Origin of the sequence: Cupriavidus sp. 30B13 (assembly GCF_049059565.2) — a bacterium.
In the GTDB taxonomy this organism is placed as follows: Bacteria; Pseudomonadota; Gammaproteobacteria; order Burkholderiales; family Burkholderiaceae; genus Cupriavidus.
In genome coordinates this window covers 2,348,238-2,374,021 of record NZ_CP188223.1, presented here as the reverse complement: position 1 = coordinate 2,374,021, position 25,784 = coordinate 2,348,238, and the positions used below count along the sequence as shown (strand labels likewise).

The following is a 25,784-nucleotide window of genomic DNA, read 5'->3' as shown; positions in this document are numbered from 1 at the left end:
GGGCCAGGGCGGGGAGCGGCCCCACGCGGGCCGCGCTGCGGGCGCGCTACGGCGACCGGCTGCGCTGGCTGGTGCTGCTCACGCTGATGCTCGGCACGGTGTCGTCGATCGTTTCCTCGACCATCGTCAATGTGGCCGTGCCGGCCCTGAGCAAGCATTTCGTGCTCGGGCAGGAGCGCGCGCAGTGGGTCGCGGCCAGCTTCATGATCGCCATGACGCTGTCGATGCTGCTCACGCCCTGGCTGCTCAACCGCTACGGCCTGCGACGCACCTTCGTGGGCAGCCTGCTGCTGCTGGGCACGGGCGGACTGGTGGGCGGCTTTTCGCCGGCCTACGAGGTGATGATCGCCATGCGCGTGGCCGAGGGGATTGCCGCGGGCATCCTGCAGCCGCTGCCCAATATCCTGATCCTGCGCGTGTTCGAGGAGCGCGAGCAGGGCCGCGCCATCGGCCTGTTCGGCTTCGGCGTGGTGCTGGCGCCGGCGCTGGGCCCGAGCGTGGGCGGCTTCCTGGTGGAGGCGTTCGGCTGGCGCTCGATCTTCTTCGTGGTGGTGCCGCTGACGCTGATCGGCCTCTATATGGCGCGCCGCTTCATGGCGGTGGATTCGGCCATGATGGGCGAGCGCAAGCCGCTCGACTGGCAGGGCCTGGGCCTGGCCGGCATCGCCACCGTGAGCCTGCTCAACGGGGTGGTGCAGATGCGCGAGAGCATGGCGGCCGGGCTGGCGCTGGCGGGCTTCGGCGTGCTGATGCTGGTGGTGTTCGTGCTGTGGCAGCTGCGCGCGGCGCATCCGCTGATGAACATGCGCCTGTACAGCTACCGCCAGTTCGCCGCCGGCGCGGTGGTGGCCTTCATCTACGGCGCGGGCCTGTTCGGCTCGACCTACCTGCTGCCGGTCTACATGCAGATGGCGCTGGCCTACACGCCGTCGCGCGCGGGGCTGGTGCTGCTGCCGGCCGGGCTGGCGCTGGCCTTCACCATCGCCGCGGCGGGGCGGCTGACCAACCGCATCGCGCCGCACCGGCAGGTCTCGTTCGGGCTGGCGCTGCTGGCGGCATCCTTCCTGCTGATGGCGCTGGGCTCGCAGGCCACGCCCTACCTGCTGCTGGTGACGTGGGCGATCGTGGGGCGGATCGGGCTGGGCTGCATCCTGCCGTCGCTGACGCTGGGCGCCATGCGCGGCGTGGACTATTCACTGATCGCGCAGGGTTCGAGCTGCATCAACTTCCTGCGCCAGCTCGGCGGCGCCATCGGCGTGAGCCTGGCAGGCGTGGGCCTGCAGTGGCGGCTGGCGGCGCAGGGCGCGGTGCTGGGCCCGGAAGGCGACGCCGCGGCGCGCATCCGCGCCTTCGACGAAACCTTCCTGGCGGTCGGGCTGGTGATCGCCACCGCGATCCTGGCGGCGTGGCGCATCCGGCCGCGGCCGCTGCCGGCATAGCGGACGCGGGCGGCTGGCCTCAGGCGGCCGTGCCGCCGCGCAGCTCCTCGACCAGCGCGATGTACTTTTCCTTCGCTTCGTCCTGGCTGGTGCCCTTGATGGCCTCCCAGGCCTCGAACTTGTAGCGGCCGACGAAATCGGTCATGCCGGGCTTGTCGCCGTGGGCGTCGCCTTCGCTGCCTTGCTTGAACAGGGCGTAGAGGCGCAGCAGGGTCATGTTGCTGGGGCGCTCGGTCAGTTGCTTGACGTCGAGCTGGGCTTGGGCGAAGCGGGCCTGCAGGTCGCTCATGGGTTCTCCTGGGTGAATGCGTGGGGAAGGGCGGGGTGGCCCGGCGGGGACGGCCCTGGACTGCGCGATGATATCCCCCGCGGCCCTGCGTTTGAGTGCAAAGAAACCGAAGAAGGCCTCGGTCCGGGCCGCCGCAGGCGCGCCGGACCGTGCGGGCGGGCGCGCAAGTTCAGCTTTTGAGGTGGCAACGGATACAATCTCGCCATGTCCTGGATTCTTGCTGTCGAAACCTCCACCGAGTGGTGCTCCGTCGCGCTCGGGCGCCTTGCCGAAGGCGGCGCCCTGGCGTGCCTGGTGCGTCATGAGCACACCGGCCCGCGCTCTTCCGCGCGCGTGCTGCCGGCCGCCGCCGAACTGCTGGCCGAAGCCGGCATCGCGCTGGCGGACTGCGGCGCCATCGCCTTCGGCGCCGGGCCCGGTTCCTTCACCGGCCTGCGCACCGCCTGCGGCGTGGCCCAGGGCCTGGCCTTCGGCGCCGGGCTGCCGGTGGTTCCCGTCAATTCGCTGATGGCCTGCGCCGAGCGCGTGCGCCTGGGCGAGGCGGGCGCGCCGGCCTTGCCGCCCGGGGTGCCGGTGCTGGTGGCGCTGGACGCCCGCATGGACGAAGCCTATGCGGGTGCCTTCGCCTGGGACGAGGCCGCGCAGCAATGGCTGCCCGTCACCGCCATGCAGGTATGCCCGCCCGAGGCGGTGACCTTGCCGGGCGCGCCGTTCTGGCTGGCCGGCAACGCCGCCGCCGTGTTCGGCGAACGCCTGGCCGCCGGCGCGCTGGCGCAGCACAGCGTGCCGGACGCGCTGCCCGCCGCGCCCGCGCTGGTATCGATCGCGCTGCGCGCGCTGGCGCGCAACGAAACCGTCGCGCCGGAGGATGCCATGCCGATCTATCTGCGCGACAAGGTCGCCCAGACCATTGCCGAGCGCCAGGCGATCGCCGAGCAGCGCGCCACGCTGGCCGCCGCGGGAGAGCGGCCATGAGCGCGCGCCGCAGCGTGCCGCCCGCCGCCGAGGACGCGCAGCCGGCGGCGCCGGCCACCGCCTGGCCGGACGTGCCGGTCATGCCGCCGCTGGGCGCGGGCTGGGCGATCGGGCGCATGAGCGCGCTCGACGTCGAAGCCGTGGCCGGGATCGAGGCGCGCGCCTACAGCCATCCATGGACGCGCGGCAATTTCGAGAACTCCGTCAAGGCCGGCCATATCGGCATGACGCTGCGCAACCCCGCCGGCGCGCTGGTCGCCTATGCCGTGCTGATGCCGGTGGTGGACGAGATGCACCTGCTCAATATCACCGTGGATCCGGCCCACCAGCGCACCGGCCTGGGCCGGCTGATGCTGGCCGCCGCGCTGGCCACCGCGCACACCCATCACCTGCATACCATGCTGCTGGAAGTGCGGCCCTCCAATACCGGCGCGATCGAGCTCTACCGGCAGGCGGGCTTCGCCGAGATCGGCCGGCGCAAGGGATATTACCCGGCGGCCGGCCAGGCTCGCGAGGATGCGCTGGTGCTGCGCCGCGCGTGGTCGCCCGCGGAGGCCCAGCCATGAGCCGGCGCGCGAGGTTTCTCGAGGTGCTCGGCGTGAACGAGGAATGGGTGCCGCGCCGCGCGCCGGCATTGGCGCAGGCCGTGGAAGTGGCGGCGGAGGTGGCCATGTCCGTGACCACGGAAATGGCTCCGGACATGGAAGCGGAGCCTGCCGCGGCTGCCGCGGTTGCCGTGCAGCCTCAGGCGCTTGTTGCCGGCGAGGCCGGCACTGGCGGCGAGGCGCCAGCGGCGGCCTGGGCCGAGCCCGCGGCCGCGCCGCAGCCGGAAGCCCGGCCCGAAGCGCAGCCACGGACCGGCCTCGCACCGGCGGCGCCGGCCATCCCGCATGCGGCGCCTGGCGCCGGCGCGCGCGAGGCCGCCATCGCCGGGCTCGACTGGGCCGCGCTGGAAGCGCGCGTCTCGGGCTGCACCGACTGCGGCCTGTGCGACCGCCGCACCCAGACCGTGTTCGGCGTCGGCGACCGCCAGGCCGAGTGGATGCTGGTGGGCGAAGCCCCCGGCGAGAACGAGGACAAGCAGGGCGAGCCCTTCGTCGGCCAGGCCGGCAAGCTGCTCGACAACATGCTGGCCGCGGTCGGGCTGGCGCGCGGACGCAATGTCTTCATTGCCAACGTGCTGAAATGCCGCCCGCCCGGCAACCGCAACCCGGAGCCGGACGAGGTGGCGCAGTGCGAACCGTACCTGCGCCGCCAGATCGCGCTGGTGCGGCCGAAGCTGATCGTGGTGCTGGGCCGGTTCGCGGCGCAGTCGCTGCTGCGCACCACCACGCCGATCGGCAAGCTGCGCGGCAGCGTGCACAGCTACGAGGGCATTCCGGTAGTGGTGACCTATCACCCGGCCTACCTGCTGCGCACGCTGACCGACAAGGCGCGCGCCTGGGAAGACCTTTGCCTGGCCCGCGAGGTGCATGCCCGTGCGGGAGCCGAGGCCTGAGTCCGCCCTCGGCCCCGGCGGCGCCATCGAGGTGGCGCCGCTGTGGCGCCATGCCGCTTCGCAGCGCTTGCGCGAGCTGGCCTGGTGCTCGCTGTCGCCGCCGTTGCTGGCGTTCTTGCCGGCGGTAGGGGCGGTAGGAACGGCAGGGGCGGGCGCCGCCGCCCACGGCGGCGAGCCCGGCGAAACGGTCAACGGCCACGCGGTTCCCGCCGTCGGCGGGGCGGCTGCGGCCGCGGGAGCGGCACAGATTGCCCCGGGCCTGGCGCATTGGCCGGACGGCGCGCTGGCCGGCTGGCAGCGCTGGCTGCTCGCGGCCGATCCCGACACACTGCCGGCCACCATCGCCGAACTGGCGGCGGGCCGCGAGCATGCGCGCCCGCACGGCCCCGCGCACGCGCCCAGCCTGCGGCTGGGACGCCATGCCGAGCGCCTGCTCCAGTTCACGCTGGAACACACCGCGGGGCTGGAACTGCTGGCGGCCAACCTGCCGGTGCGGCGCGCCAGCGCCCACGGTGTCCAGACCCTGGGCGAACTCGATTTCGTCTGGCGCGACGCCGTCAGCGGCGCCATCGTGCACTGGGAAATGGCGGCCAAGTTCTATCTGCTGGTCGATCCCGCCCCCGACGCCGGGCACGGCGCCGCCGCGCCGCCGCGGCTGCATCATTTCGTCGGCCCCAACCTGGTGGACCGCCTGGGCGACAAGCTCGGCCATCTCGTGCACCGCCAGCTGGCGCTGTCGCGCGTCCCGGAGGCGCGCGCGCTGCTGGGACGGAACGTGGACCGCAGCGAGGTCTACCTGCTCGGCTGGCTGTTCTACCGCAACGGCCATGTCCCGGCCGGCGTGCGCGACCTCGGCATCGCCCCGGACCACCTGCACGGCTGGTGGTCGACGCTGGCGGACTGGTCGGCCTGGGCCGCCACGCGCACGGGCTCGCGCTGGTTCCGCCTGCCGCGCTCGGCCTGGATGGCGCCGGCCATGGTGCCGCAGGCGCAGACCGAGCTGATGGAGGCCGTGCGCGACGCGCTGGCGCAGCGCTTCGCGGAAACCCGGCACGACAAGAGCTGGCGGCGCGAGGCGCCCGTCATGCTGTGCGAACTGGAGCCCGCCGGGCCGCTGGCGCCGGGCCTCTGGCGCGAGCGCACGCGCGGCTTCGTGGTGCCGCCCGGCTGGGAAGCGCGCGCGCGGCAGCGCGTGGCCGGGGCGTCGGCATAGCCTTCGCGCATGGCGCCGTCCGGCACCCGATTTTCTCGCGCATTTTTCCCTGAATAATCCCCTTCGTCGTGAAGCGCAGGCCGGCCGGCGCCTGCGTCTTCCCGGCATTCCGCGTGCGTTCATTTTCCGTCAGGCTTTGCTGCCGGCTGCCGAAAATATATCCGGTCTTTTCACGGCGAAAATGCCATTTTCGCTGTTCGGGGCAGGTGTCGTCACAAAGCGGATTCGTACGATGCCGTGGTTCGGACGAGGTGCCTGGCAACGCTTGCCCGCCCATAGGCTGGGTTCGGCTGCTTTGTTGGATGAAAATTGCCGAAATGTGTCGTCTTTGTTTCTAAATAACCCGGAATGTGCGGTTTTATGACTTTGAATTGCTGATGATTTAGTGATTCCTGGTGCGCTTGGGAATGCCAAAAACTGCCTATTAGTACAAGTACTATAAATTTATTACCAATCTTGGTACTGGTCAAATTAACACGCCGGGCGCCGGAAATTAGAATTCACTCACTGGCCCGGCAAACAGGTCAGGCCCCGTAGAAAATGATCCTTCCTATTTTACGGGTGTTTAATCAACCTAATAAACTGGAAATCGCCATGAACAAGAATATTCTCCGCACTCTGCTCGCCGCCGCCGCCATGACCGTTGCCGCCACCGCCGCGCACGCCGCCGACGGCACCATCAACTTCGAAGGCGAAGTGACCGCGCAGACCTGCCGCATCAGCGTCAACGGCACGGAAACGCCGGCCGCCGCCACCGTGGTGCTGCCCTCCGTCGCCGCCGGCGCCCTGAGCGAAGCCAATGCCGTCGCCGGCACCACCCAATTCGTGATCGGCCTGAAGGACTGCACCGGCCCCGCCACCTCCGCCTCGGCGTTCTTCGAAGCCGGCCCCGGCGTGAACATGGACAACGGCGCCCTGACGAACCTCGCCGTCGGCAACGCCGCGGAGAACGTCGAACTGGTCCTGGCCGACGTCAGCGGCGCGCCGATCGTCATCGGCAGCGAGAACCAGAGCGGCACCACCAAGCATGAACTGTCCAACGGCGCGGTGGACCTGCCGTATGTCGTCGCCTACCGCGCGACGAGCGGCGAAGTCGCCCCGGGCGCCGTGACCGGCCAGGTGACCTACTCGATCGACTACAAGTAAGCCCGCCGCCGCGCCGGCAGCCTCGCCCGTAGGGGCTGCCGGAAGGCGCGGTGCCAGAGAAGGAGGCACGCCACAGAGGGAAAGATCGGATACGGGAAACCAACAAGGGGAACAATCATGGGACAACGAACACGCAAGCTGGCCGCCGCGGCAATCGCCGCCGCCATGCTGGGCTCGGCGAGCGCATGGGCCGGCGTGGTCATCTCCGGCACGCGCGTCATCTATCCGGCGCAGGCCAAGCAGGTCACGGTCAAGGTCACCAACGACGGCAAGGTGCCGGCGCTGCTGCAAAGCTGGATCGACGACGGCAACGCCCGCGCCGACGCCAATGCCGCGGGCATGCCGTTCACGCTGCTGCCGCCCATCGCGCGCGTCGACCCCGGCAAGGGGCAGTCGCTGCGCCTGGTCTATACGCAGGAGCCGCTGCCGCAGGACCGCGAATCGGTCTACTGGCTCAACGTGCTCGAGGTCCCGCCGAAGCTCAAGGACGGCGCACCGGACAACGTGCTGCAGATGGCGTTCCGCTCGCGCCTCAAGATTTTCTTCCGCCCCAGCGGCCTGCCCGGCGACGCCAACAGCGCGCCCGCCAGGCTGACCTGGGCCATCCAGCCGGCCGCGGGCGGTGCCGGCGGCTACGTGGCCAAGGCGAGCAACCCCACGCCTTATCACGTGAGCATCGCTTCCGCTGCGGTGGAAGCCGGCGGCAAGACCTACGCGGTCGACGCCAGGATGGTGCCGCCGCTGGGCAGCATCGAGCTGCCCGTCGAAGGCCTGGCCCAGCCGGCCGGCGACGCACAGGTGGTCTTCACCACCGTCAACGACTACGGCGCCATCGACGACCACAAGGCTGGCGCCGCCGCCAGGTAGGGCGCGCGGCCTCGCGCCGCAACTTTCCACATCGTCTTCCAGTCACCCCGGTTCTCGCGGCCGGCCGCATGTTCGCCGCCGTGGGACTCCCTTTGCCCAACGGCCTGCAAATCATGCGCCCCGACGCCTCGCTCCGCCCCGAGAAAGCACTTTCCACACAACGCAAGCCGCTGTGCCTGGCGCTGCTGGCCTTGTTCGGCATGGGCGGCGCATGGGCAATGCAGCCGGCGGGCACGGTGGCGGGCACGGCGGCACCGGCCACCGCGGTGGTGGCCAGCGTCGAATTCAACGACGACTTCCTGGTGCCGCAGGGCGGCCACAAGGCCGACCTGTCGCGCTACCAGGAGGGCAACCCCCTGCTGCCGGGCGAGTACCGGGCCGAGCTTTCGGTCAACGGCCGCCTGGCCGGCTATGCGGACGTGCGGGTGAGCGCGGGCGACGCGCCGGGCCGCGGCCGGGTTTGCATGACGCTGTCCTTGCTCGACCAGTTCGGCGTCGACATGTCCAGGCTCGACGCCGGCGTGCTGGCGGCGCTCGGGGCGCCGGGCGCGTGCCTGACGCTGCCGGAGATCGTGCCGCACGCCACCGCCACGCTGGACCCGGGCCTGCTGCGCCTGGAGGTCGGCATTCCGCAGGACATGACGCGGCGCACGCCGCGCGGCTACGTCAACCCGGCGCTGTGGGACAGCGGCGTGACGGCCGGTTTCCTCGGCTACGGCCTCAATGTCTACCGCAGCGAGTCGGGCGGCATTTCCAGTACTTCCGGCTTTCTCTCGCTCAATGCCGGTTTCAACATCGGCGAGTGGTATTTCCGCCATAACGGCTCGCTCGGCGCGCAGGCCGGCGCCGGCAGCAAGTACCAGAACGTCAACACCTATGTGCAGAAGGACCTGACCGCGATCCAGGGCCGGCTCGTGCTGGGCGGCGCGAACACTTCGGGCGAGCTGTTCGACACGCTGCCGTTCATCGGCGCCCAGGTCGCCAGCGACGACCGCATGCTGCCCGACTCGCAGCGCGGCTATGCGCCGGTGGTGCGCGGCGTGGCCGACACCAACGCGCGCGTGACGATCCGGCAGAACGGCGTGGTGATCTACGACACGCCGGTCGCGCCCGGCCCGTTCGCCATCGACGACCTCTATCCGGCCGGCTACGGCGGCGACCTGCAGGTTACCGTGACGGAAGCCGACGGGCGCGAGCGCAGTTTCACGGTGCCCTATGCCGCGGTGCCGATGCTGCTGCGTCCCGGCATGACGCGCTTCAGCGCCACGGCCGGCGTGCTCAACGACACCGCGCTATCGTCGCGCCCCAGGCTGCTGCAGGCCACCGTGCAGCGGGGGCTGACCAACAGCCTGACCGGCTATGCCGGCGTGCAGGCCAGCGACCGCTATGCGTCGGTGCTGGCCGGCGCGGCCTTCGATACCGGCTTCGGCGCGGTCTCGCTGGACGTCACCGGCGCCTACGCCAGGATCGGCGGACGGACCTTCGGCGGCGCCAGCACGCGGCTGGCCTACAGCAAGCTGTTCCAGCAGACCGGCAGCAACATCTCGCTGGCCACCCACCGTTTCTCTTCGCACCGCTATGTCGATTTCTCCGGCGCGGCGCGCATGGAGGAAGCCTTCAGGCGCGGGCTGGACATCGATTCGATGGTCCGCCCCAGGAGCCGTACCTCGGTGACGCTCAACCAGCCGCTGCCGCGCGGCTGGGGACAGGTCTTCGCCAGCGCGTTCACGCAGGACTACTGGAACGGCAGGCAGCGCGACGTGCAGTACCAGCTCGGCTACAGCAACCGCATCGGCCCGGTGGGCTACTCGGTCACCGCCGCGCGCGTGCGCGGCGGCAACGGCGCCATCGACAACCAGTTCATGCTCAACCTCACGCTGCCGCTCGGCCGCCAGCCCCGCGCACCGCAACTGGCGTTCAGCCTGGGCCACGAGACCGGCGGCGGCACCACCGCGCAGACCACGCTCAGCGGCGTGGCGGGCGAGGACAACCAGCTCAGCTACGGCGTGACGGCCGCGCGCAGCGCCGCCGGCCAGGTGTCCGGCGCGCTCAACGGCCAGTACCGCACGCCTTATACGTCGGTGCAGGGCTCCTATGGCCAGGGCGCGGGCTACCGCAATGCGTCGGTTGGCCTGAGCGGCTCGGTGGTGGCGCACCCGGGCGGCATCAGCTTCTCGCCATACACGGGCGACACCTTCGCGGTGCTGGAAGCGCCGGCGGCGGCGGGCGCCAGGATCGACAGCTATCCCGGCCTGAAGCTCGACGGGCGCGGCTACGGCGTGGTGCCTTACCTGATGCCGTACCGGCAGAACGAGATCTCGCTCGATCCGGCGAACATTCCCGACGACATCGAGCTCAAGGTGACCAGCCAGCAGGTCGCGCCGCGCGCGGGCGCGGTGGTGATGCTGCGCTACGCGACCGACTCGGGCCAGGCGGCGCTGATCGACGCGGCGCTGGCCGACGGCACGCCGGTGCCGTTCGGCGCCGAGATCACCGACGGCAGCGGCAACAACGCCGGGCTGGTCGGGCAGGGCGGCCGCATCTATGTGCGCCTGAAGGACGGCGGCGGCCCGCTCACGGCCCGCTGGGGCGACGGCGCCGGCCAGCAGTGCGTGATCGAGCCCGCCGTGGAAGGCGCGCAGAGCAGCCCGCTGCTGCGGCTCAAGCGCATCTGCGAGCGCGGCTGAGCGCGCCCGGCACGACAGACAACGGCTGCGGCGACGGCGCCGCGCCAGACAGGAAGGAGCAAGACATGAAGCACTATCTCCGCGGTATCGTCGCCCTGCTGATCGGCCTGGGCGCCAGCGGCGCCGCCAACGCCGCGCTGGACCAGTCCGATTGCTATGTGGGGAGCGGCTCGGCCACCCCGCCGACCCTGACCGTGCCGCTGGCCGCCGGCGCGCTCACGATCGGCCGCGACGTGCCCGACGGCACCGTCATCTACAGCCAGACGGTGTCCGCGCAGACGGTGAGCATCGATTGCAAGAACTACGCGACCGCCACGGTCAACAACGCCCTCGAGCTGACGACCAGCCAGCCGCTCGCTGCCTGGAACCAGGGGCCCTATGCCGGCAAGGTGTACGAGTCCGGGCTGCCGGGCATCGGCGTGGCCATCCGCGACATCCGCACCAACCGCTTCTATCCGGACCTGGATACCACCAGTTGCCTGTTCACCTGCATCTACCCGGTGGGTCCGCAGTACGTCGAGATCTCGCTGATCAAGACCGGCCAGGTTTCCGCCAGCGGCCCGATCGCGGGCGCATCGTTGCCGCGGGTGATCTCCAACTGGCGCAAGAGCAGCGCGTTCGAGTATCTGCAGGCGTTCGAGATTTCGTTCGCCGGCAGCCTCAGCATCGTTTCCCGGACCTGCGCCACGCCCGACGTCACGGTCCGCATGGGCAGCCACGGAGCCGGCGGCTTCTCCGGCGCGGGCAGCGCCACGCCATGGAAGGGATTCGACATCCGGCTGCAGGACTGCCCCGCCTTCCACGGCGCCGCGGCCAGCGTTTCCTACGACAACGGGGTGAGCAACGTGGGCACCACCGCCAATCAGCTCGGCTTCGTGCTGACGCCGGTCACGCAGGTGGTGGATGCGGCCAAGGGGATCGTGGCGCTGAGCGCCGGCAGCGAGGCCAGGCCGGCGGCGGGCGGGGTCGGGCTGCAGATCGCCACGCAGGCCGGCACGCCGGTAACGTACGGCAGCGTGATGCCCAGCGGCATCGCGCCGGCGGCGGCCGAGGGCGGCAGCTATACCATCCCGCTGCAGGCGCGCTACGTGCAGACCGGCGAATCGGTCACGCCCGGGCGGGCCGACACATCGGTGATGTTCACCATCGACTACAAGTAGGCGCCGGCGCCGCGGCGCGGGGTCAGTGGTGCTTGTCCTCGCCGATCATGGCGAGCGAATTGAAGTTGCGCATGTTGTAGCGGTGCTGGCGCATCACCAGCAGCATGGTGACGCAGACGAAGATGCCGAACGCCACGATGACGATGCCGATGGGCACGTTGAGCTTGATCAGCAGGGCGTACAGGCACAGCATCAGCAGCACCGACACGTTCTCGTTGAAATTCTGCACGGCGATCGAGTGGCCGGCGGACAGCAGCACGTGGCCGCGGTGCTGCAGCAGGGCGTTCATCGGCACCACGAAGTAGCCGGACATGCCGCCCACCACCATCAGGAACAGGTAGGCGACGGCCATGTACAGCGGCATGTGCATGCCGAGGATGTCGAGCGAGAGGTCCGGCAGGCTGTTCTTGGTGTAGAACGCCATCAGCATCACCACCACCCCCATCGCCACGCCGAAGGGCAGCACCGACAGCGATTTGCGCAGCGGAATGCGCATCGCGGCCAGGATGGCGCCGACCGCCACGCCCACCGCCACCACCGCCTGCAGCAGCGCGCCCTGCGACAGGTTCAGCTCCAGCGACTTCTCGGCCCACTTCAGCACGATGAACTGCAGGGTGGCGCCGGCGCCCCAGAACAGCGTGGTCACGGCCAGCGAGATCTGGCCCAGCTTGTCGTGCCACAGCGCGGTGAAGCAGTCCGCGAACTCGGCGATCAGCTTGATCGGGTTCTTTTCCTGCTGCGGATAGCGCGCGCCGGTTTCCGGGATGAACAGGTTGAAGATGGCGGCGACCACGTAGAACAGCATGATAACCACCATGGCGGCCTCGGCCGGGGTATGGATGCCGGTGTCCACGAACGGCATGTCGAAGCCAAGCAGCACCTTGGACATATGCACCGAGATCAGCGCGCCGCCCACCACCGTGCCGAGGATGATCGAGCCGACCGTGAGGCCCTCGATCCAGCCGTTGGCGGCCACCAGCCTTTCCGGCGGCAGCAGCTCGGTGAGGATGCCGTACTTGGCCGGCGAGTAGGCGGCCGCGCCGAAGCCCACGATGCCATACGCGAACAGCGGGTGCAGCCCGAACATCATGATGGCGCAGCCGGCGATCTTGATGGTATTGGTGATGAACATCACCTTGCCCTTGGGCATGGAGTCCGCGAAGGCGCCCACGAAGGCAGCCAGCACCACATAGGACAGCACGAAGAACAGCTTGAGCAGCGGCGTCATCCACTGCGGGGAATGCAGTTCGGTGAGAAGGGCGATGGCGGCGATCAGCAGCGCGTTGTCGGCCAGCGAGGAGAAGAACTGCGCCGCCATGATGGTATAAAAACCCTTCTTCATACTTTGGACTCTGTCTCCATCGCAATTGCTGTGCAAGTCGGTCACCGCCGCGCTGGCGGCTGTCATTGCCGGCGGGGAACCTGGGCTGGCGCCGTTGTCAAAGTGATGCCCGGACCAGGTCTGGGAGTGCCGTGCAGCTTGCCTCACCGTGTTTGACATATTGCATCACTTTTAAAACATGGTCGGAACGTCCGGCTTTATAACACGAAAATAAGGCGATTCCGAGCATCTACGGGCCGCCGGTTGGACAGCGCAGACGCGCTGCGATTCCCTAAATGTTTGCTCGAGTGTGTTCAAATAACGTCTGTGCGACGTGCCGCGCGTACCGGGTCTTCCCCTATGTGGTGCATTCGCGGGCCGGCAGCGGCCCGGCTGGCCGGCCAGGATTCCCGCGGCGCGGTCGCACAGCAGCCCCCTAGAAGCAACAGCGATCCCATGCCCAGACCCATTCACGCCGTCATCCACCAACCGGCCCTGGCCAACAACCTGGAAGTCGTGCGCCGCTGCGCACCCGAGTCGCGCGTATGGGCCGTGGTCAAGGCCAACGCCTATGGCCACGGCATCCGCCGTGCCTTTGCCGGCCTGCGCGCCGCCGACGGTTTCGGCCTGCTCGACCTGAACGAAGCCGTGCTGCTGCGCGAACTCGGCTGGCAAGGCCCGATCCTGCTGCTGGAAGGTTTCTTCCAGCCCCAGGATGTGCCGCTGCTGGAACAATACCGCCTCACCACGGCGGTGCATTGCGAAGAACAGCTGCGCATGCTGGAAGTCGCCCGCCCCAGGGGGCCGCTGGGCATCCAGCTCAAGCTCAATACCGGCATGAACCGGCTGGGCTTCCGTCCCGACCAGTACCGCACGGCCTGGGAGCGCGCGCGCACCTTGCCTTGCGTGGGCAGCATCGTGCATATGACCCATTTCTCGGACGCCGACGGCCCGCGCGGCATCGCGCACCAGGTCGAGGTGTTCGACGCCGCCACGGCCAACCTGCCGGGCGAGGCCAGCCTGTCCAACTCCGCCGCCACGCTGTGGCATCCGCTGGCGCACCGTGCCTGGGTGCGGCCGGGCATCGTGCTGTACGGCGCCTCGCCTTCCGGGGTGGCGGCCGACGTGAGCAGCTTCGGCCTGCAGCCGGCCATGTCGCTGCACAGCGAACTGATCTCCGTGCAGGACCTGCAGCCCGGCGATACCGTCGGTTACGGCTCGCTGTTTACGGCGCAGCGGGCCATGCGCATCGGCGTGGTGGCCTGCGGCTATGCCGACGGCTACCCGCGCCACGCCGCCGGCTGGGGCGACAACCCGGCGCCGGTGCTGGTCGACGGCGTGCGCACGCATCTGGTGGGCCGGGTCTCGATGGACATGATCTGCGTGGACCTCACGCCGTGCCCCAAGGCCCGCGTGGGCAGCCCCGTGACCTTGTGGGGCCAGGGTCTGCCGATCGACGACGTGGCCGCCGCCAGCGGCACCGTGGGTTATGAACTGATGTGCGCGCTGGCGCCGCGGGTGCCGGTCACGGTGGCGACGCTGACCGCGCCGGAACAGGCCGCGCTGGCCTGAGCCCGGGCGCGCGGGCCGGCTGCTGCCCGCGCGCCGCCTTCCGCGCCCGCCGCGGCGACGCGCGCCGCCGTCCGTGGCAGCCTGCGGTTCGCCCGCCGCTTTCCCCGCTGCGCTCTCCCTTTTTTCCACCGTTTGCCCTGGGACTCCGACTTGGCCAAGCCAAAAAACGTCTACACCTGCACCGAATGCGGCGGCACCTCGCCGCGCTGGCAAGGCCAGTGCCCGCACTGCCAGCAATGGAACACGCTGGTCGAGACCGTGGCGGAAACCGCGTCGGCCAAGCGCTTCGCGCCGCTGGCCGCGTCGGCCCGCGTGCAGCGCCTGTCGGAGATCGACGCGGCCGACGTGCCGCGCTTTTCCAGCGGCATCGAGGAATTCGACCGCGTGCTGGGCGGCGGGCTGGTGGCCGGCGGGGTGGTGCTGATCGGCGGCGACCCCGGCATCGGCAAGTCCACGCTGCTGCTGCAGGCGCTGGCCAACCTGGCCGCCGAGCGCCGCGTACTGTATGTCAGCGGCGAAGAATCCGGCGCGCAGATCGCGCTGCGCGCGCAGCGCCTGGGCGTGGACAGCCCGCAGCTTGCCTTGCTGGCGGAGATCCAGCTCGAGAAGATCCAGGCCACGCTGGAGGCGGAAAAGCCCGAGGTGGCGGTGATCGACTCGATCCAGACGCTGTACTCGGAGGCGCTTACCTCGGCGCCCGGCTCGGTGGCGCAGGTGCGCGAATGCGCGGCGCAGCTCACCCGCATCGCCAAGGGCAGCGGCACCACCATCATCCTGGTCGGCCACGTGACCAAGGAGGGCGCGCTGGCCGGCCCGCGCGTGCTCGAGCACATCGTCGACACCGTGCTGTACTTCGAGGGCGACACCCATTCCTCGCACCGCCTGGTGCGCGCCTTCAAGAACCGCTTCGGCGCGGTCAACGAGCTGGGCGTGTTCGCCATGACCGAGCGCGGCCTGCGCGGCATCAGCAATCCGTCCGCGCTGTTCCTGTCGCAGCACGAGCAGCAGGTGGCGGGATCGTGCGTGCTGGTCACGCAGGAGGGCACGCGGCCGCTGCTGGTGGAGGTGCAGGCGCTGGTGGACGCCGCGCAGGTGCCCAACCCGCGCCGCCTGGCCGTGGGGCTGGAGCAGAACCGGCTGGCCATGCTGCTGGCGGTGCTGCATCGCCATGCCGGCATCGCCTGCTTCGACCAGGACGTCTTCCTCAATGCCGTGGGCGGCGTCAAGATCGCCGAGCCGGCCGCCGACCTGGCGGTGCTGCTGGCCATCCATTCCTCCATGCGCAACAAGCCGCTGCCGCGCGGCCTGGTGGTGTTCGGCGAGGTCGGCCTGGCCGGTGAGATCCGGCCCAGCCCGCGCGGGCAGGAACGCCTGCGCGAGGCCGCCAAGCTCGGTTTCACCACGGCGGTGATTCCCAAGGCCAACGCGCCCAAGCAGCCGATCGACGGGCTCGAGGTGATCGCGGTGGAGCGGCTGGAGCAGGCCATCGACCGCGTCCGCCACCTCGAGTGAGCGACAGCCCATGAGCGACTGCCCATGAGCGACGCGCCGGCACCGGACCCGGTCACGCTGGAGACCCCGCGCCTGCGCCTGCGCCAGTGGCGCGCGGCGGACTTCGCGCCGTTCGCCGCGCTCAATGCCGACCCGCTGGTGATGGCCTGCTTTCCCGCGCCGCTGGAGCGCGCCGCCAGCGACGCGATGGCACTGCGCTGCCAGGGCCTGATCGCCGCGCGCGGGTGGGGCTTCTGGGCGGCCGAGCGCAAGGCGGACCAGGCCTTCATCGGTTTCGTCGGCCTGCACGAACCGGCCGCGGCGCTGCCGTTCGCGCCCTGCGTGGAAATCGGCTGGCGCCTCGCCCATGCGTACTGGGGGCAGGGCTACGCCACCGAGGCCGCGCAGGCCGCGCTGCAATTCGGCTTCGCGCGGCTGCGGCTGGCGGAGATCGTCTCGTTCACGGCGCTGCCCAACGTCCGCTCGCGCGCGGTGATGGAACGGCTCGGCATGCTGCCCGCCGGCACCTTCGAACATCCGGCCGTGGCGCCGGGCAGCCCGCTGCGCCCGCACTGGCTGTACCGGTTGCCGGCGGCGCGCTGGCAGGCGCCGGCGCGTCGTTAACCTGACCCGCCGGCACGCTCTCCTGATCTGCGTCAATCCGCCGCAAGCGGCGCCTTGCCGGCGGCGCGGGAAGGCCGTGGCGCACATCGCAAAATCGGTAATAATGAGCCTCGCATTGCGCACGTCCGGCCGGCAGCCGGGCGGCGCACCAAAGCACGGCGCCGCCATGACGACAGATCGTCCACGGCGGCACCGTCGGGTCCTTTTCGCTACTGAGCCATGCAAGCCAATTCCCGCAGTTTCTTCCTGCTGATCGCCGCGATCTCGTTCGGGCTGGTCGGCTATGCCCTCTACCTCCAGCACGTGGAGGGCTACCAGCCCTGCCCGCTGTGCGTGATGCAGCGTTTCGCCTTCGTCGGCATCGGCCTGTTCTCGCTGCTGGCCGCCCTCGCGCAGAACACGCGCAGCCTGTGGCAGGGGCTGGGCATGCTGTCCGGCATCGGCGGCATCGCCGTGGCCGGCTATCACGTGTCGCTGCTGCTCAACCCAAAGGCCAGTTGCGGCATCGACCCGCTGGAGAACTGGGTCAACCGCTTGCCGACGGCCAAGCTGCTGCCGCAGGTGTTCTTCTCGGACGGCATGTGTACTACGCCGTTGCCTCCGATTCTTGGATTGTCGATTCCGGCCTGGTCGTTGATCTGGTTGTTTATCCTGACGGCGACGCTGGCGGTGGGGATGATTCGGCGGGAGAAGAATTATCGATAAGGGTTTGGTTTGTTTAGGTATTTGAGAGCATGCTTGCTTTCGTGGGCCTGGCGGCTCGAGCTTGATAGCCCATTCGCACACATGTAAGTGTCACTTTTCTTTTCTCGAAAAGAAAAGTAACCAAAAGAAAGCGATTCTTGCAGAAGGCTGGGCGCTCAGACTTTAAATCTGATTTGGGTTTCGTGGTGGGCGCGGCGGCTTCGGCTGGACTGCTGACGCTACCGGCGCTAGCCATGGTGCTATATCGAATAATGTCCGATTCGTGGTGGCGCTGCATGATGGCGACGGCCCAGGTAGTCCAAGCTGCTGCCGCGACCGGAGCGGATGCCACGTCATAGGACTGGCACTGGTTTCGTGGTGGGCGCGGTGGCCCCCGCTTGAGACAAGCCCGGCACACTCGCGCCCCGGTCCACCACGCCCACCACGAAACCACGAGGGTGCTACGTCGTGGCCGCCCAAGTCGGTAACGGCAGATGGCAGAACAAGCAGTGCGCCAGCCATCATAGGTCTGACCCCGAAACCAATACCGCCAGCAAGATCGTGGCGAGTGGAACCGGTAACGGCAGGATGCCAGCAGAACCGCAGGCCCCACCACGAAACCACCATAAGAAGAAATCCCAATGTTTCTGCCCCTGCCGGCCAGGCAGTCCGCTTTCTTTGCCTACTTTCTTTTCGGAAAAAAGAAAGTAGGTCGCTCCGGGGGAGCGAAAGCCTTTGACTTTGAAGTTGATTTTGATTTTTAAAAAAAGTCTTAGACTTTAAATGCCCCCGATCCTGAAGTGAATTCCAAAAAAATCAAATAATCTGCTCAATCTGCTCCTGCAACTCCAGCCACCTCTCCTCAAGCAAATCCAACTCCCCCCCAACTTCCCCCTGCCGCTTGAGCATCTCCATCAACTTCCCCTTGTTACCCTCCGCATAACTGCCTTCATCCGCCATGAACGCATCGATCTCGCTCTTGGCCTGCTGCAGCACCGCCATGCGCTTTTCCACCTTTTCCAGTTCCTTGGCGAGCGGCTTGCGCAGCTGCGCCAGGCGCTGGCGCTCGTCGGCCTCGGCGCGCCGCTGGTCGCGGCGGTTGACTGCGCCGTCGCCGGGGGCCGGCGCGTGCGTGGCGCTGGCGGCATTGCGCTTGGCCGCGGCCTGCTGCAGCAGCCAGTCGCGATAGTCGTCGAGGTCGCCGTCGAACGGCTTCATGGTGCCGTCGCCCACCAGCATGAACTGGTCGGTGGTGGCGCGCAGCAGGTGGCGGTCGTGGGAGACCACGATCAGGGTGCCTTCGAACTGCGCCAGCGCCATCGTGAGCGCCTCGCGGGTGTCGAGGTCCAGGTGGTTGGTCGGTTCGTCGAGCAGCAGCAGGTTGGGTTTCTGCCAGACGATCAGCGACAGCGCCAGGCGTGCCTTCTCGCCGCCGGAGAACGGCTCGATCGGGGAGGTGGCCATGTCGCCGCGGAAGTTGAAGCTGCCGAGGAAGTCGCGCAGTTCCTGCTCGCGCGTGTCCGGCGCCAGGCGCGCCAGGTGCTGCAGCGGCGAGTCCTGGTCGCGCAGGGTCTCCAGCTGGTGCTGGGCGAAGTAGCCGATCTGCAGGCCCTTGCCCTGGCGCAGCTTGCCCGCCAGGGGTTCCTGCGTGGCCGCCAGCGTCTTCACCAGCGTGGACTTGCCCTGGCCGTTGGCGCCCAGCAGGCCGATGCGCTGGCCGGTCTGGATCGATAGCGACAGGTTGTGCAGGATGGTCACCGGCGGGGCGTCCGGCGCGGGCGGCGGATAGCCGCAGTCCACGCCTTCGAGCACCATCATCGGGTTGGGCGCGGCGTCCGGCTCGCGGAATTCGAAGGCGAAGCCGGCGGCGATATGCACCGGCGCCAGCCGTTCCATCTTCTCCAGCGCCTTGACCCGGCTCTGTGCCTGGCGCGCCTTGGTGGCCTTGGCCTTGAAGCGCGTGATGAAGGATTCGAGGTGGGCGATCTCTTTCTGCTGGCGCGAGTAGGCCGACTGCTGCAGCGCCATCTGCTGCAGGCGCAGCGTCTCGAACTGGGTGTAGTTGCCGCCGTAGCGGCGCAGTTGCTGATTTTCGATATGCACTGTGACGTTGCAGATCGCGTCGAGGAATTCGCGGTCGTGCGAGATCATCACCAGCGTGCCCGGGTAGCGCGCCAGCCAGTCTTCCAGCCAGACGATGGCGTCCAGGTCCAGGTGGTTGGTCGGTTCGTCGAGCAGCAGCAGGTCGGACGGGCACATCAGCGCCTGCGCCAGGTTCAGCCGCATGCGCCAGCCGCCCGAGAACGATGCCACCGGCTGCGACACCTGCGCCAGCGTGAAGCCCAGCCCCAGCAGCAGCGCCTCGGCGCGCGCCGGCGCGGTGTAGCCGTCGGCATCGGCGAAGGCGGCGTGGGCATCGCCCTCGGCGGTGCCGTCGCCGCTGGCCTGGGCCGCGGCGATGCGCGCCTCGATCTCGCGCAGGCGGGTGTCGCCGTCGATGGTGTATTCCACCGCGCTGCGCATCACCGCCGGCGTTTCCTGCGCCACGTGCGCGGTGCGCCACTGGGGCGGGATGGAGACGTCGCCGCCGTCCGCGTGCAGTTCGCCGCGCAGCATGGCGAACAGGGTCGACTTGCCGCTGCCGTTGGCGCCGACGAGGCCGACGCGCTCGCCGGGGTTCAGCGTCACGCTGGTGTGGTCGAACAGCACCTTGGTGCCGCGCTGGAGGACTAGCTGGTCGATTCGGATCACGGGAGGGGAAAACTGGAGATAAAGCCGCTGGAGACAAAGCCGCTGGGGATCGGCGAGGGCCGGCCCGGCATGGCACGGGTCAACCCGGCATTGTAGCCGCTTCGCATGATGCCGCCGGCGAAACGGCGGCGCCTGCCGGCGCGGCTGCCCGGGGCCGCCGCGCGCCGGGCTGGCATGTGGCTGGAACGGGTATCGGTCTAGGTATAAACCCTTGCCCGCGTAAAACTCTATTTTCATGGTACGCGTTTTGCGTGTAAATTCATTTACATCGACGCGCATCGCTTGCATGCTTTTTTTTCGTGCATGGCTGCACCGCGGCGCATCCCGCTAACCAGAACCGTAACCCATGTCCCTTGGCAACTCCGGTAACCCCGGAATCTCCGGCAAGAACGGCAACGGCTCGATCACCGAGCGCATCGCCCGCGCGCTGCCTGCGTTGACGCCGGCGCACCAGCGCATGGCCGAATACGTGCTGGGCAATCCGTTCCGCGCGGCCACCATGCGCATCGACGAACTGGCGGACGCGGTCGAAGTCTCGGTCGCCACCGCCAACCGTTTTGCGCACGCACTGGGTTTCGAAGGCTATCCGCAATTCCGCACCGAGCTGGTGCGCGGTTTCGAGGCCACGCTGGCGCCGGTCGAGAAGCTGCGCACCGAACTGGAGCGCCCGGCCACGGTGGCGGCGGTCATCGCCGCGTCGCTGGACGAGGATGTGCGCAATCTGGAGGCCACGCGCCGCGGGCTCGATGCCGAATCCTGCGAGCGCGCGGTGCAAGCCATCGTGTCGGCCGAGCGTGTCTTCGTGGTGGGCTTTGGCGCGAGCGGCTTCCTGGCCGGGCTGCTGCAGCACGGGCTGGACCTGTCCTGCCGCACCGTGATCTCGGTGTCGGGCTCGGGCGGCGCCTCGACCGCGGCGCGCGCGCTGTTCAAGCTCCAGCCCAGCGACCTGCTGATCGTGATCGGCTTTCCGCGCTACGTGTTCGACACCGTGACCATCGCGCGGCGGGCCCGCGCGCATGGCGCGCGCATCCTGGCGCTGACCGACGGGCCCACCTCGCCGCTGGCGGGCTTGGCCGACATCGCGCTGTACGCGCACACCGGCCGCCAGCTCTCCGCCAACTCGGACGCGGCCGTGCTGGCCCTGATCGAAGGCCTGTGCGGCGCCGTGGCGCACCGCGCCGCGCACACCGTCAAGGCCGCCGCCGAGATGACCGAATTCCTGCTGCCGTGGCTGCACGGCGCGCCGCCCGGCCAGGGCCGCGACGCGCGCGAGCGCTACGACGAAGCGGCCGAAGGCCGCGCCAGGGGCGCGCCCGCGCGCCGCAAGAAAACCACTCCCGACGCATCGTGAACACCAACCACACCCCTGTGATCGCCATCCACGGCGGCGCCGGCACCATCACCCGTGCCGCCATGAGCCCCGCCAAGGAGGCGGAATACACCGCCGCGCTGGCCGCCGTGCTGCAAGCCGGCCAGCGCGTGCTGGCCGACGGCGGCAGCGCGCTCGACGCGGTCACCGAAGCCGTGCGCCTGCTCGAGGACTGCCCGCTGTTCAACGCCGGCCGCGGCGCCGTGCTGACCCGCGCCGGCACCTACGAACTCGATGCCGCCATCATGGACGGCGCCACCCGTGCCGCCGGCGCGGTGGCCTGCGTCAAGCGCCTGCGCAACCCGGTGCTGGCCGCGCGCGCGGTGATGGAAAAGAGCGAGCACGTGCTGTTCGCCGCCGACGGCGCCGAGGCCTTCGCCCGCGCCCAGGGCCTGGAGCTGGTGGAGCCGGATTACTACTTCACCGAGGCGCGCCACGCGCAATGGGAGCGCGCGCGCGGCACGGGCGGCACGGTGCTCGACCACGATGCGGCCAGCCGCGCGGCCGAGCCCATCGACCCCGACAACAAGTTCGGCACCGTGGGCGCGGTGGCCTGCGACGCGCAAGGCCGGCTGGCCGCGGCCACCTCCACCGGCGGCGTGACCAACAAGCAGGTGGGCCGCGTGGGCGATACGCCCATCGTGGGCGCCGGCTGCTATGCCGACGACGTGGCGGCGGTGTCCACCACCGGCACCGGCGAGATGTTCATCCGCGCGGTGGCGGCCTACGACGTGGCGGCGCAGATGCGCTACGCGGGCCTGCCGCTCGAGGAGGCCGCGCGCCGCGTGGTGATGGAAAAGCTGCCGGCCATCGATGGCCGCGGCGGCCTGATCGCGGTGGACCGCGCGGGCAACGTCACGCTGCCGTTCAACACCGAGGGCATGTACCGCGGCTTCGCCCGGGCGGGCGAGGCGGTCAACGTGTGGATCTACGGCTGAGCCGGCAGCGCGCGAGGCATCAATCCCGGCATCGGCAAAGGCCGGCGGGCATCAACAGGCATCAACAGGCATCAACAGGCATCAAGGGGTCCAAGTGGCTGCAGCATCCTCTTCCCGGTCGTCCCAAGCGGGCATCGTCCTGCCACCGCAGCGGGTGGTTTCCGTCAACGATCTCACCGTGCGCTTTTCCACCTCGGAACGCACCGTGGAGGCCGTGCGCAACCTGAGCTTCCACGTCGACCGCGGCGAGACGCTGGCCGTGGTGGGTGAATCCGGCTCGGGCAAGTCGGTGACCTCGCTGGCGCTGATGCGGCTGGTCGAGCACGGCGGCGGCAAGATCGCCGGCGGCAGCATGGCGCTGCGCCGGCGCAGCGGCGAGGTGCTCGACCTCGCCCGCGCCGACGGCGCCACCATGCGCGGCGTGCGCGGCAGCGACGTGGCCATGATCTTCCAGGAGCCGATGACCTCGCTCAACCCGGTCTTCCCGGTGGGCGAGCAGATCGCCGAATCGATCCGCCTGCACCAGGGCAAGAGCCGCGCCGAGGCGCGCGCCGAAGCGCTGCGCATGCTGGAGATCGTGCGCATTCCCGAAGCGCGGCGCGTGCTGGACCGCTTCCCGCACCAGCTCTCGGGCGGCATGCGCCAGCGCGTGATGATCGCCATGGCGCTGTCGTGCAAGCCCGCGCTGCTGATCGCCGACGAGCCCACCACCGCGCTCGACGTCACCATCCAGGCCGAGATCCTGCAACTGATCCGCAACCTGCAGGCCGAGATGGACATGGGCGTGGTCTTCATCACCCACGACATGGGCGTGGTGGCCGAGGTGGCCGACCGCGTGCTGGTGATGTACCGTGGCGAACGGGTGGAAGAGGGCACCTCCGAGCAGGTCTTTGCCGCGCCGGCGCATCCGTACACGCGCGCGCTGCTGTCCGCCGTGCCCAAGCTCGGCGCCATGCAGGGCACCGACTGGCCGGCCAAGTTCCCGCTGGTGCAGCTCGACCAGGACGAGCAGCCCGCGCCCGAGCAGCCGCAGGACACGGTGCCGCCCGACGCCTCGCCGATCCTGCGCGTGCGCGACCTGGTGACCCGCTTCGACGTGCCGGGCGGCCTGCTGGGCCGCGTGGCGCGCCGCGTGCACGCGGTCGAGCGCGTGAGCTTCGACCTCTATCCCGGCGAGACGCTGGCGCTGGTGGGCGAATCGGGCTGCGGCAAGTCCACCACCGGCCGCTCGCTGCTGCGCCTGGTCGACAGCCAGAGCGGCACCATCGAATTCAACGGCCAGGACATCAGCCAGATGAAGGGCGGCGCGCTGCAGACCCTGCGCCGCAATATCCAGTTCATCTTCCAGGACCCGTTCGCCTCGCTCGACCCGCGCGTGCCGGTGGGCTACTCCATCATGGAGCCGCTGCTGGTGCACAAGGTGGCCAGCGGCAAGGAAGCCGAGCAGCGCGTGGCGTGGCTGCTGGAAAAGGTGGGCTTGACCGCGGCGCACGCCTCGCGCTACCCGCACGAGTTCTCCGGCGGCCAGCGCCAGCGCATCTGCATCGCGCGCGCGCTGGCGCTGAACCCCAAGGTGGTGGTGGCCGACGAGTCGGTGTCCGCGCTCGACGTCTCCATCCAGGCGCAGATCGTCAACCTGATGCTGGACCTGCAGCGCGAGATGGGCATCGCCTTCCTGTTCATCTCGCACGACATGGCGGTGGTGGAGCGCGTGAGCCACCGCGTGGCGGTGATGTACCTGGGCCAGATCGTCGAGATCGGCCCGCGCCGCGCCATCTTCGAGAACCCGCAGCACCCGTACACCAGGAAGCTGATGTCGGCGGTGCCGATCGCCGATCCGGCGCGCCGCCACCTCAAGCGCGAGCCGCTCAACGACGAGATCCCCAGCCCCATCCGGCTGCTCGGCGACGAGCCGCTGGTGCAGCCGCTGGTGGCCGTCGGCGGCAGCGCCGCCTCGCAGCATTTCGTAGCCCGGCACGCCATCGGCGGTGCCTACTAACCGACGCATTTCCCAAGGAGAATCGATGATGACCCGGATGATGTTCCGTTTGGCCCCTTCCCGGCTGATCGCCGGCGGCCTGGCCCTGGCCGCGCTCGGCGCAGGCCCCGCCTTTGCCGCCAAGGACGCCGTGATGGCGGTGTACTCCACCTTCACCACGCTCGACCCGTACGACTCGAACGACACGCTGTCGCAGGCCGCCGCCAAGTCCTTCTACCAGGGCCTGTTCGGCTTCGACAAGGACATGAAGCTGGTCAACGTGCTGGCCGAGAGCTACGAAGCCACCAAGGACGGACTGACCTACACCATCAAGCTCAAGAAGGGCGTGAAGTTCCACGACGGCACCACCTTCGACGCCGCCGCCGTCAAGGCCAACTTCGACCGCGTGACCAACCCGGCCAACAAGCTCAAGCGCTACACGCTGTTCAACCGCGTGGCCAGGACCGACGTGGTGGACGCCAATACCGTCAAGGTCACGCTGAAAGAGCCGTTCTCGCCGTTCATCAACGTGCTGGCCCACCCGTCGGCGGTGATGATCTCGCCCGCGGCGCTGCAGAAGTACGGCAAGGACATCGCCTTCCACCCGGTCGGCACCGGCCCGTTCGAGTTCGTCGAGTGGAAGCAGCCCGATCACCTCAAGGGCAAGAAGTTCGCCGGTTTCTGGAAGACCGGCTATCCCAAGATCGACACCATCACCTGGAAGCCGGTGGTGGACAACAACACGCGCGCGGCCATCATGCAGACCGGCGAGGCGGACTTCGCCTTCAGCATCCCGTTCGAGCAGGCCGCCGTGCTCAAGGGCAATCCCAAGGTGGACCTGATCGACGCGCCGTCGATCATCCAGCGCTACCTGAGCCTGAACACCACGGTCAAGCCGTTCAACGACCCCAAGGTGCGCCAGGCCATCAACTACGCCATCAACAAGGAAGCGCTGGCCAAGGTGGCCTTCGCCGGCTACGCCACGCCGTCCGACGGCGTGGTGCCCGCGGGCGTGGACTATGCCGAGAAGCTGGGCCCGTGGCCGTACGACCCGGCCAAGGCGCGCGCGCTGCTCAAGGAAGCCGGCTACCCGAACGGCTTCGAGACCGCGCTGTGGTCGGCCTATAACCACACCACCGCGCAGAAGGTGATCCAGTTCGTGCAGCAGCAGCTGCAGCAGGTCGGCATCAAGGCGCAGGTGCAGGCGCTCGAAGCGGGCCAGCGCGTGGAGAAGGTGGAAAGCGTGCAGAAGCCGGAAGACGCCGGCGTGCGCATGTACTACGTGGGCTGGTCGTCGTCGACCGGCGAGTCGGACTGGGCGCTGCGCCCGCTGCTGGCTTCCGAGTCGATGCCGCCCAAGCTGCTCAACACCGCGTACTACAAGAACGACCAGGTCGACGCCGACATCGCCAACGCGCTGCGCACCACGGACCGCGCCGAGAAGGCCCGCCTGTACAAGGACGCGCAGCAGCAGATCTGGAAGGACGCGCCGTGGGCCTTCCTGGTGACCGAGAAGGTGCTGTTCGCGCGCGCCAAGCGCCTGACCGGCGCCTACGTGATGCCCGACGGCTCGTTCAATTTCGACGAGATCGACATCAAGCAATAAGGGCCGCCGGTCGGCGGGCGCGGGCGGCTCGCCGCCGCGCCCGCGGCCTGGCCCGGCAGCAGGCAGTACCCATAAGCAGTACCCAAAGCAGTACCCAAAGCAGTACCCACGAGCAGTACCCATAGCAGTACAGCGCAGTAAGCCGTGGATGGCCGCCTGCCCACAGATGCGGGGGC

21 protein-coding genes are annotated in these 25,784 nt (G+C 69.2%); 18 read left to right on the top strand and 3 right to left on the bottom strand.

The features are described from left to right. Positions 1-35: 35 nt before the first annotated feature. Entirely contained in the window at positions 36-1,439 is a 1,404-nt protein-coding gene (locus ACKI2N_RS10830; protein WP_420997215.1) for a DHA2 family efflux MFS transporter permease subunit, read from the top strand. Positions 1,440-1,458: 19 nt separating this feature from the next. On the opposite strand, the gene ACKI2N_RS10825 is transcribed toward ACKI2N_RS10830, so the two are convergent. Next, the gene (locus ACKI2N_RS10825; protein WP_420997123.1) at positions 1,459-1,728 is read right to left on the bottom strand and encodes an acyl-CoA-binding protein; all 270 of its coding nucleotides are present in this window, start codon (positions 1,726-1,728) and stop codon (positions 1,459-1,461) included. A 204-nt stretch (positions 1,729-1,932) separates the two neighbouring features. Between ACKI2N_RS10825 and tsaB the strand changes: the two genes are divergently transcribed. The 8 genes from tsaB to ACKI2N_RS10785 all read left to right on the top strand — a co-directional run bounded on the left by tsaB (position 1,933) and on the right by ACKI2N_RS10785 (position 11,274). Beyond that, entirely contained in the window at positions 1,933-2,703 is a 771-nt protein-coding gene (gene tsaB, locus ACKI2N_RS10820; RefSeq protein WP_420997122.1) for a tRNA (adenosine(37)-N6)-threonylcarbamoyltransferase complex dimerization subunit type 1 TsaB, read from the top strand. Between the two features lie 80 nt (positions 2,704-2,783). After that, positions 2,784-3,269 (top strand): ribosomal protein S18-alanine N-acetyltransferase, encoded by a 486-nt coding sequence (gene rimI, locus ACKI2N_RS10815; protein ID WP_420997214.1) that lies wholly within the window; start codon positions 2,784-2,786, stop codon positions 3,267-3,269. Further along, complete coding sequence (locus ACKI2N_RS10810) at positions 3,266-4,201, top strand: uracil-DNA glycosylase (protein WP_420997121.1); 936 nt, start codon at positions 3,266-3,268, stop codon at positions 4,199-4,201. The genes rimI and ACKI2N_RS10810 overlap by 4 nt, the downstream gene beginning before the upstream one ends. Beyond that, positions 4,182-5,414, top strand: coding sequence for a DUF1853 family protein (locus ACKI2N_RS10805; RefSeq protein ID WP_420997120.1), 1,233 nt, complete (start codon positions 4,182-4,184; stop codon positions 5,412-5,414). The genes ACKI2N_RS10810 and ACKI2N_RS10805 overlap by 20 nt, the downstream gene beginning before the upstream one ends. 594 nt (positions 5,415-6,008) lie before the next feature. Continuing rightward, complete coding sequence (locus ACKI2N_RS10800) at positions 6,009-6,560, top strand: fimbrial protein (RefSeq protein ID WP_420997119.1); 552 nt, start codon at positions 6,009-6,011, stop codon at positions 6,558-6,560. A 117-nt stretch (positions 6,561-6,677) separates the two neighbouring features. Next, complete coding sequence (locus ACKI2N_RS10795; RefSeq protein ID WP_420997118.1) at positions 6,678-7,427, top strand: fimbria/pilus periplasmic chaperone; 750 nt, start codon at positions 6,678-6,680, stop codon at positions 7,425-7,427. 113 nt (positions 7,428-7,540) lie between these two features. Beyond that, positions 7,541-10,114, top strand: a complete 2,574-nt coding sequence (locus ACKI2N_RS10790) for a fimbria/pilus outer membrane usher protein (protein ID WP_420997117.1) — start codon at positions 7,541-7,543, stop codon at positions 10,112-10,114. 65 nt (positions 10,115-10,179) lie between these two features. Beyond that, positions 10,180-11,274 (top strand): fimbrial protein, encoded by a 1,095-nt coding sequence (locus ACKI2N_RS10785; protein ID WP_420997116.1) that lies wholly within the window; start codon positions 10,180-10,182, stop codon positions 11,272-11,274. Between the two features lie 22 nt (positions 11,275-11,296). Here ACKI2N_RS10785 and lplT read toward each other — a convergent pair whose 3' ends face one another. Next, positions 11,297-12,616 carry a lysophospholipid transporter LplT gene (gene lplT, locus ACKI2N_RS10780; protein WP_420997115.1) on the bottom strand — a complete coding sequence of 440 codons (1,320 nt, stop codon included), beginning with the start codon at positions 12,614-12,616 and terminating at the stop codon, positions 11,297-11,299. Positions 12,617-13,051: 435 nt separating this feature from the next. Between lplT and alr the strand changes: the two genes are divergently transcribed. From alr to ACKI2N_RS10755, 5 genes are all read left to right on the top strand, one after another. After that, positions 13,052-14,167, top strand: coding sequence for an alanine racemase (gene alr, locus ACKI2N_RS10775; RefSeq protein WP_420997114.1), 1,116 nt, complete (start codon positions 13,052-13,054; stop codon positions 14,165-14,167). Positions 14,168-14,317: 150 nt separating this feature from the next. Continuing rightward, positions 14,318-15,679, top strand: coding sequence for a DNA repair protein RadA (gene radA, locus ACKI2N_RS10770; protein ID WP_420997113.1), 1,362 nt, complete (start codon positions 14,318-14,320; stop codon positions 15,677-15,679). A gap of 24 nt (positions 15,680-15,703) precedes the next feature. Next, positions 15,704-16,282: a GNAT family N-acetyltransferase gene (locus tag ACKI2N_RS10765; RefSeq protein ID WP_420997112.1), complete on the top strand. Its 579-nt coding sequence runs from the start codon at positions 15,704-15,706 to the stop codon at positions 16,280-16,282. A 219-nt stretch (positions 16,283-16,501) separates the two neighbouring features. Further along, positions 16,502-16,987, top strand: a complete 486-nt coding sequence (locus tag ACKI2N_RS10760; RefSeq protein WP_420997111.1) for a disulfide bond formation protein B — start codon at positions 16,502-16,504, stop codon at positions 16,985-16,987. 620 nt (positions 16,988-17,607) lie between these two features. Then, entirely contained in the window at positions 17,608-17,730 is a 123-nt protein-coding gene (locus tag ACKI2N_RS10755) for a hypothetical protein (protein WP_420998311.1), read from the top strand. Positions 17,731-17,782: 52 nt separating this feature from the next. Here the strand turns inward: ACKI2N_RS10755 and ACKI2N_RS10750 are convergent, their stop codons facing one another. Then, on the bottom strand, positions 17,783-19,717 hold the full coding sequence (locus ACKI2N_RS10750) for an ATP-binding cassette domain-containing protein (protein WP_420998310.1): 1,935 nt from the start codon (positions 19,715-19,717) through the stop codon (positions 17,783-17,785). A gap of 346 nt (positions 19,718-20,063) precedes the next feature. Here ACKI2N_RS10750 and ACKI2N_RS10745 point away from each other — a divergent pair, with 346 nt between their 5' ends. The 4 genes from ACKI2N_RS10745 to gsiB all read left to right on the top strand — a co-directional run bounded on the left by ACKI2N_RS10745 (position 20,064) and on the right by gsiB (position 25,608). Then, the gene (locus ACKI2N_RS10745) at positions 20,064-21,068 is read left to right on the top strand and encodes a MurR/RpiR family transcriptional regulator (protein ID WP_420998308.1); all 1,005 of its coding nucleotides are present in this window, start codon (positions 20,064-20,066) and stop codon (positions 21,066-21,068) included. Between the two features lie 62 nt (positions 21,069-21,130). Next, complete coding sequence (locus tag ACKI2N_RS10740; RefSeq protein ID WP_420998312.1) at positions 21,131-22,024, top strand: isoaspartyl peptidase/L-asparaginase family protein; 894 nt, start codon at positions 21,131-21,133, stop codon at positions 22,022-22,024. A gap of 94 nt (positions 22,025-22,118) precedes the next feature. After that, complete coding sequence (locus ACKI2N_RS10735) at positions 22,119-24,023, top strand: dipeptide ABC transporter ATP-binding protein (protein ID WP_420998307.1); 1,905 nt, start codon at positions 22,119-22,121, stop codon at positions 24,021-24,023. Between the two features lie 25 nt (positions 24,024-24,048). Next, complete coding sequence (gsiB, locus tag ACKI2N_RS10730) at positions 24,049-25,608, top strand: glutathione ABC transporter substrate-binding protein GsiB (RefSeq protein ID WP_420998306.1); 1,560 nt, start codon at positions 24,049-24,051, stop codon at positions 25,606-25,608. The last annotated feature ends 176 nt before the right edge of the window (positions 25,609-25,784 follow it).

Excerpts from the sequence above, each read along its gene's own strand:
- rimI (WP_420997214.1), top strand. The coding sequence starts at position 2,784 with ATGCCGCCGCTGGGCGCGGGCTGGGCGATCGGGCGCATGAGCGCGCTC.
- ACKI2N_RS10795 (WP_420997118.1), top strand. The coding sequence starts at position 6,678 with ATGGGACAACGAACACGCAAGCTGGCCGCCGCGGCAATCGCCGCCGCC.
- alr (WP_420997114.1), top strand. The coding sequence starts at position 13,052 with ATGCCCAGACCCATTCACGCCGTCATCCACCAACCGGCCCTGGCCAAC.
- ACKI2N_RS10765 (WP_420997112.1), top strand. The coding sequence starts at position 15,704 with ATGAGCGACGCGCCGGCACCGGACCCGGTCACGCTGGAGACCCCGCGC.
- ACKI2N_RS10755 (WP_420998311.1), top strand. The coding sequence starts at position 17,608 with ATGTTTCTGCCCCTGCCGGCCAGGCAGTCCGCTTTCTTTGCCTACTTT.
- ACKI2N_RS10790 (WP_420997117.1), top strand. The coding sequence starts at position 7,541 with ATGCGCCCCGACGCCTCGCTCCGCCCCGAGAAAGCACTTTCCACACAA.
- ACKI2N_RS10760 (WP_420997111.1), top strand. The coding sequence starts at position 16,502 with ATGCAAGCCAATTCCCGCAGTTTCTTCCTGCTGATCGCCGCGATCTCG.
- ACKI2N_RS10810 (WP_420997121.1), top strand. The coding sequence starts at position 3,266 with ATGAGCCGGCGCGCGAGGTTTCTCGAGGTGCTCGGCGTGAACGAGGAA.
- ACKI2N_RS10785 (WP_420997116.1), top strand. The coding sequence starts at position 10,180 with ATGAAGCACTATCTCCGCGGTATCGTCGCCCTGCTGATCGGCCTGGGC.
- gsiB (WP_420998306.1), top strand. The coding sequence starts at position 24,049 with ATGATGACCCGGATGATGTTCCGTTTGGCCCCTTCCCGGCTGATCGCC.
- ACKI2N_RS10800 (WP_420997119.1), top strand. The coding sequence starts at position 6,009 with ATGAACAAGAATATTCTCCGCACTCTGCTCGCCGCCGCCGCCATGACC.
- lplT (WP_420997115.1), bottom strand. The coding sequence starts at position 12,616 with ATGAAGAAGGGTTTTTATACCATCATGGCGGCGCAGTTCTTCTCCTCG.
- tsaB (WP_420997122.1), top strand. The coding sequence starts at position 1,933 with ATGTCCTGGATTCTTGCTGTCGAAACCTCCACCGAGTGGTGCTCCGTC.
- ACKI2N_RS10745 (WP_420998308.1), top strand. The coding sequence starts at position 20,064 with ATGTCCCTTGGCAACTCCGGTAACCCCGGAATCTCCGGCAAGAACGGC.
- ACKI2N_RS10740 (WP_420998312.1), top strand. The coding sequence starts at position 21,131 with ATGAGCCCCGCCAAGGAGGCGGAATACACCGCCGCGCTGGCCGCCGTG.
- ACKI2N_RS10825 (WP_420997123.1), bottom strand. The coding sequence starts at position 1,728 with ATGAGCGACCTGCAGGCCCGCTTCGCCCAAGCCCAGCTCGACGTCAAG.